The organism is Streptomyces sp. NPDC002690 (assembly GCF_053592415.1).
Genome location: NZ_JBSFVR010000439.1, coordinates 1 through 5,488 on the forward strand (window position 1 = coordinate 1; position 5,488 = coordinate 5,488).

Here is a 5,488-nt window from a genome sequence, read left to right on the forward strand (position 1 = left end):
GTCGCCGCCGACACCGGCAGCGCCGACGACTCCGCGCGGCTGGTCACCGAGGCGCTGGGCGGTGACCGCGTCCTGCACCTCGCGCGCCGGACCGGGTCCCTGATGCGGACGGAGACCCGCTCGATCTCCTCGCTGTCGATGCCGGGCGAGAGGTCCACCCGTGCGGCGACCAGGACCGAGTCGAGCCCCAGCCGCATGGTGAGGAGGGACTCGACGTTGTCGATCTCCTCCTGGCTTCCCAGGAACTCCCCGATTTCCTCACGCAGTTCGGGATCGGCGGACTCGCCGATCAGCTGGTCGCGGGCGTCCCGGCCGAGCCGGAAGGCCACGTACACGAGCAGCAGCCCGATGGCCAGCGAGGCGGACGCCTCCCAGACGACGTTCCCGGTGATCAGGTGCAGCGCCATGCCGGCCATGGCCAGGACCACCCCGACGACGGCGGTGGCGTCCTCGGCGACGACCGTGCGCAGTGCCGGGTCCTTCGCGCCGCCCTCCTCGCCGCGCACCTGGAGCAGGGCCCGGACGAGCGACGTGCCCTCGGCCACCAGTGCCACGCCGAGGACGGCCAGACCGACCGCGTAACCGGACGGGGACTCCTGGCCGTGGCTGCGCAGCGCCTCGAATCCCTGGAAGAAGGAGAAGCAGCCACCCATGACGAAGATCCCCACCGCGGCCAGCAGGGACCAGAAGTACCGTTCCTTGCCGTAGCCGAACGGGTGACGGGCGTCGGCCGGGCGGCGGCTGCGCCGCAGCGCCGCGAGGAGGAAGACCTCGTTCACGCTGTCGGCCACCGAGTGGGCCGCCTCGGACAGCAGGGCCGGGGAGCCCGACAGCAGACCGCCCACGGTCTTGGCGACGGCGATCACCAGATTCGCCGCGAGGGCGACGAGCACGGTGGTCCGGGTCCGCCGGTCGGCGTCCTTCCCGCTCACCGCGCCCGCCGCCCCCGCGCCCGGTGCGTCCGGCGGAGCGCCGGTGTTCCGGCGCCCGGTGCGTATCCCTTCCGTGTCTATGCCCTCAGTCACGGGGCCGGTCGCTCTCCGGCGGGGTGGTGCCGGTGCCGTGCTCCCCGAGCTCGTAGGGGGACAGGGCCGTGCCGTCGCCGGGGAAACGGTCCTCGCCGTGCACGTTCTCCTGCTGGATGTGTGAGCGATGGTCCGGCGGGACGGGCTGTTCGTCGGCGCGCGGGGGCGGCAGTTCCTTGTCGCGGCGGCGCATGCCGAACCAGAAGGCGCCGATGAGCAGGGCCACGACAGCGACCGCGGCGATGATGAGGCCGGTCCCCAGCGCGCCCGATACGGCGAGTGTGGAGGATGCGGCGGCCTGGGCTCCGTTCGATACGTCCATGCATGCCGGATACCCCGGATGCGCACCGTCAGACAGTCATTCATTCGAATTCATGTTTTGTAGCTATATGACCGGATAAGTGTTTTACATGGTGAAAATTGGCTACACGATGATGACCGAGCAGACCGGCCCCCGTGAGTTGGTGGCCGACGTCGTGGCCGCCGAGCGCGCGGGATTCGACTTCTCCGTCACCTCCGACCACTACTTCCCCTGGCTGTCCGAACAGGGACACGCCCCGTACGCCTGGACCGTGCTCGGCGCCGCCGCACAGGCCACCTCCACCATCCCGCTCATGACGTACGTGACCTGCCCGACCGTGCGTTACCACCCCGCCGTCGTCGCACAGAAGGCGGCGACGCTCCAGATCCTTTCCGAAGGCCGATTCCGGCTGGGGCTCGGATCGGGCGAGAACCTCAACGAGCACGTCACCGGCGCCGGCTGGCAGCGCGCCCGGGTCCGGCTCGACATGCTGGAGGAGGCCGCGCGGATCATCGGTGCCCTCTTCGACGGCGGCGTGGTGAACCATGCCGGTACCCACTTCCAGGTCGAGAACGCCCGACTGTGGGACCTTCCCGAGACCCGGGTGCCGATCGGGATCGCCGTCTCCGGGCCGAAGTCCTGCGCGATCGCGGGCGAACTGGCCGACCTCGTCGTCGCCACCGAGCCGAAGGCGGAACTCCTCGACGCCTTCGCCCGCCACGGCGGCGCGGGGAAACCCTCGGTCGGCCAGCTCCCCGTCTGCTACGACCCCGACCGGAGCGCCGCCGTGGCCCGGGCGCACGAACAGTTCCGTTGGTCGCTGGGCGGCTGGAAGGTCAACTCCGAGCTGCCGGGCCCGGACGGATTCGACCAGGCCACCGCGTACGTGCGTCCCGAGGACGTGGCCGACGCGATCCCGTGCGGCAGCGACGTGGACGAGTTCACCCGAGCGGTACGCGCCTACCGCGACGCGGGCTTCACGGAGATCGCTCTCATCCAGGTCGGCGGGGCGCACCAGCAGCCCTTCATCTCCTGGGCGGAGAAGAAGCTGCTGCCCGCGCTCCGCGCCCTGTAGCCCGCCCCCACGTCTGGGCGGCTGGTTCCCGGGCAGGACACCGGGACGGGCACTGAGCCGACTGCCGTACCCGTGTAGCCGACTTCCGGCCGCGGGGAGAGCCTGGGAGCGGGCCGGCTCCGCCGCGTCCGGCTCCCGAGAAAGGAACCATGGTGAACACCAGCGACAAGTCCGCTTCCGGGCATCAGGAGAACTACGACGTCCTGGTCTCGCTGAGCGAATGCACGACCGACGACGCGAGCACCGTGTTCGAGGTGCTCCGCCGCTCGTTCACGTCCGACAGGTCCGCCGCCGCCGCGCCCTCCGACACGAGCACGCCGCGCCCGACCGTGTGGTCCGCGACCGTCGACGTCTCCACGAAGAAGGACTCCCCGGGGTCCGCCTCGCTCTCCGGTCCGGTCACCCTCGACGCCCAGGGCGGCTACTGGGCCGTCGACCGGTTGAAGGGACACCTCGGTGAGGTGTTCTCGGTGGAGGACGTCGGCACCGCGGCGGGGGACCAGGAAGAAGAAGTCCGGCTGCGCCTCACCAGCCGCTGACACACTCGGCCCGTACCGCCACCGTCCGGTCGGACAGAACGGAAGGCACCCGCGCATGGAACCCCATCGGCCGGACGAGGACCCGGGAACAGAGACCCTGCTCCCCCTGGAAGATCCCGAGGATCTCGGCTTCCCCGACCGTTCTCCGGTCACCCTCCACGTCAACGGCACCGCCCGGACGGTGACGCTCGACCACCGCACCACCCTCCTGGACGCGCTGCGCGAACACCTCGGACTCACCGGGGCCAAGAAAGGCTGTGACCACGGGCAGTGCGGGGCGTGCACCGTCCTCGTCGACGGCCGTCGCGCCAACAGCTGCCTGCTGCCGGCCGTCGCCCAGGACGGTGCCCGCGTCACCACGGTCGAGGGGCTCGCCGAGGACGGTCGCCTCCACCCCGTGCAGGAGGCGTTCGTGGACCGTGACGCCCTCCAGTGCGGCTACTGCACCCCGGGCCAGATCTGCTCCGCCGTCGGCATGCTCGCCGAAGCGGAGGACGGCTTCCCGTCCCATGCCACCCCGCCCGCCGCCCTCGCCCAGCAAGGCCCCGTCACCCTCGGGCCCGACGAGGTCCGCGAGCGGATGAGCGGCAACCTCTGCCGGTGCGGCGCCTACCCGCACGTCGTCGACGCGATCATGGACGTGGCCCGATGAGACCCTTCGGCTACCTGCGCCCCGACTCCGTCGCCGACGCCGTACGAGCGGGGGCGGCCCATCCCGGCGCCCGCTTCCTCGGCGGCGGGACGAACCTGGTCGACCTCATGAAGCTCGGCGTCGAGACACCGCGCCTCCTCATCGACGTCACCCGGCTGCCCCTGGACCGCACCGAACCCACCGCCGAGGGCGGGCTGCGCATCGGGGCGACCGTCCGCAACAGCGATCTCGCCGCGCACCCCCTCGTGACCGAGCGCTACCCGGTCCTCTCCCAGGCGCTGCTCGCCGGGGCGTCCGGACAGCTGCGCAACATCGCCACCACCGGCGGCAACCTCCTCCAGCGCACCCGCTGCCCGTACTTCCAGGACGTGTCCAAGCCCTGCAACAAGCGTGTCCCCGGCAGCGGTTGCCCCGCCCGCGAGGGCGCCCACCGGGACCTCGCCGTGCTCGGCCACTCCGAGAGCTGCGTCGCCACCCACCCCTCCGACCTGTCCGCAGCTCTCGCCGCTCTCGACGCCACCGTCGTGCTCCACGGGCCGGAGGGGGAACGGAGCGTCCCCGTCACCGGATTCCACCGGCTGCCGGGGGAGAACCCCGACCAGGACACCGTGATCCGCCCCGGCGAACTCATCACCGCCGTGACCCTGCCCCCGAGCCCCGAAGAAGCGGCGCAGCTCTACCGCAAGGTCCGCGACCGCGCCTCGTACGCCTTCGCGCTCGTCTCCGTGGCCGCCGTCCTCACCGTGCGCGACGGCCGCGTCCGGCACGCCGCTCTCGCCTTCGGCGGCCTCGCCCACCGCCCCTGGCGGGCCACCGCCGCCGAGGCCGTGCTGCACGACGCGCCCGCCACCGCCGAGACCTTCGCCCGCGCCGCCGACACCGAACTCGCCGCCGCCCGGCCGCTGCGCGACAACGCCTTCAAGGTCGGCCTCGCCCGCAGGCTGGCCGTAGACGTACTCACCGAACTTGCCGGGCGGACCGCCGGCCGCTCCGCCTGACCCGCATCCCCGATCCGACTGAGGACCCGTCATGAGCCACGCCGTCCAGCCGCTCGGTGCACCCGTCGTCCGCCGCGAAGCCCGGGAGAAGGTCACCGGGGCGGCGCGTTACGCGGCGGAGCACACCCCGCCCGGCTGCCTCTACGCCTGGCCCGTCCCCGCCACCGTGCCCAAGGGGCGGGTGAGAGCTGTCCGGACCGCCGACGCGCTCGCCCTCCCCGGCGTGCACACCGTGCTCACCCACGAGAACGCGCCCCGCCTCCACACCCCCGACGACCCGACGCTCGCGGTGCTCCAGGACGACAGGGTCCCGCACCGGGGCTGGTACGTCGCGCTGGTGGTCGCCGACAGCCTCGAAGCGGCCCGGGCCGGAGCCGACGCCGTGGTCACCGAGTACGCGCGCGAACCGCACGACGCCGTACTCACCGGTGACCACCCCGGGCTGTACACCCCCGAGAAGGCCAACGGCGGCTTCCCGGCCGTCCGCGAACGCGGCGACTTCGCACGGGCCTTCGAGGACGCGGAGAACCGGATCGACACGACGTACCGGATCGGCCCCCTGCACAACCACCCCATGGAACCGCACGCCACCACCGCCCGGTGGGAGGACGGCCGGCTGACCGTCCACGACTCCAGTCAGGGCTCCGGCACGGTCCGCGACACCCTGGCCGCCGTCTTCGGGATCGACGCGGACCGGGTGACCGCGATCTCCGAACACGTCGGCGGCGGCTTCGGCTCGAAGGGCACCCCGCGCCCCCAGGTGGTGCTCGCCGCCATGGCCGCGCTGCACACCGGCCGGCTTGACCCCGGTCAGGAGCCGTCCGGTGCGGTAGGCGACGACGAAGCCGCCGTCCGCCATGTCACCGTCGACGACACGGGCCTCGTCGTGGTCGCGGAG

The 5,488-nt window shown here is 72.4% G+C and carries 7 protein-coding genes; 5 read left to right on the plus strand and 2 right to left on the minus strand.

Annotation, left to right across the window (positions count from 1 at the left end):
* A partial coding sequence (locus ACWD3D_RS32700) for a cation diffusion facilitator family transporter (RefSeq protein ID WP_451464365.1) occupies positions 1-932 on the minus strand: 932 nt, incomplete at its 3' end.
* A gap of 85 nt (positions 933-1,017) precedes the next feature.
* Entirely contained in the window at positions 1,018-1,347 is a 330-nt protein-coding gene (locus ACWD3D_RS32705) for a DUF6479 family protein (RefSeq protein ID WP_451464359.1), read from the minus strand.
* Between the two features lie 88 nt (positions 1,348-1,435).
* Here ACWD3D_RS32705 and ACWD3D_RS32710 point away from each other — a divergent pair, with 88 nt between their 5' ends.
* The 5 genes from ACWD3D_RS32710 to ACWD3D_RS32730 form a co-directional block, all read left to right on the plus strand.
* Positions 1,436-2,401 (plus strand): LLM class F420-dependent oxidoreductase, encoded by a 966-nt coding sequence (locus ACWD3D_RS32710; protein ID WP_451464360.1) that lies wholly within the window; start codon positions 1,436-1,438, stop codon positions 2,399-2,401.
* A gap of 149 nt (positions 2,402-2,550) precedes the next feature.
* Entirely contained in the window at positions 2,551-2,940 is a 390-nt protein-coding gene (locus tag ACWD3D_RS32715; RefSeq protein WP_451464361.1) for a hypothetical protein, read from the plus strand.
* A 55-nt stretch (positions 2,941-2,995) separates the two neighbouring features.
* Positions 2,996-3,592 carry a (2Fe-2S)-binding protein gene (locus ACWD3D_RS32720; RefSeq protein ID WP_451464362.1) on the plus strand — a complete coding sequence of 199 codons (597 nt, stop codon included), beginning with the start codon at positions 2,996-2,998 and terminating at the stop codon, positions 3,590-3,592.
* Positions 3,589-4,590 carry an FAD binding domain-containing protein gene (locus ACWD3D_RS32725; protein ID WP_451464363.1) on the plus strand — a complete coding sequence of 334 codons (1,002 nt, stop codon included), beginning with the start codon at positions 3,589-3,591 and terminating at the stop codon, positions 4,588-4,590. Before ACWD3D_RS32720 ends, ACWD3D_RS32725 begins: the two co-directional genes overlap by 4 nt.
* A gap of 31 nt (positions 4,591-4,621) precedes the next feature.
* The coding region (locus tag ACWD3D_RS32730; RefSeq protein ID WP_451464364.1) for a xanthine dehydrogenase family protein molybdopterin-binding subunit at positions 4,622-5,488 on the plus strand (867 nt) is incomplete at its 3' end.